Origin of the sequence: Staphylococcus croceilyticus (assembly GCF_002902575.1) — a bacterium.
In the GTDB taxonomy this organism is placed as follows: Bacteria; Bacillota; Bacilli; order Staphylococcales; family Staphylococcaceae; genus Staphylococcus; species Staphylococcus croceilyticus.
On the sequence record NZ_PPRD01000068.1, the window covers coordinates 1 to 462 of the forward strand.

A 462-nucleotide genomic window follows, 5' to 3' on the forward strand; every position below is an offset into this window, starting at 1 on the left:
CGAGTGGAAGTGACTCAGAGTCGGTAAGTACAAGTGACTCAGAAAGCACATCAGGATCAGAAAGTGAGAGTCTTTCAGACTCAGCAAGTGCGAGCACGTCAGATAGTGAGTCAACATCAACGAGTGAAAGTGACTCAGAGTCAGCAAGTGCAAGCACATCAGACAGTAGTTCGTTCTCATATAGTATGGGCGAACCAGAAAGCAACTCATTGCCGGAATTTGACTTACCATCATATCTTGCATCGGAATCAGTGAGTGCAAGTGCATCGCTAAGTGCATCAACATCAACAAGCATGAGCGATTCAGCAAGCGCAAGCATGTCAGATAGTGAGTCAGCATCAACAAGTGAAAGTGACTCAGACTCAGTAAGTGCAAGCACCTCAGATAGTAAATCAGTATCAACGAGTGAAAGTGACTCAGACTCAGCAAGCACAAGCACATCAGACAGTGAATCAACATCAA

General features: G+C 45.0%; 1 protein-coding gene. It reads right to left on the reverse strand.

Translation table 11 applies throughout. The features are described 5' to 3' along the window. The coding region (locus CD128_RS11875) for an MSCRAMM family adhesin SdrC (protein ID WP_231917280.1) at positions 1 to 295 on the reverse strand (295 nt) is incomplete at its 3' end. Between the last annotated feature and the right edge of the window lie 167 nt (positions 296 to 462).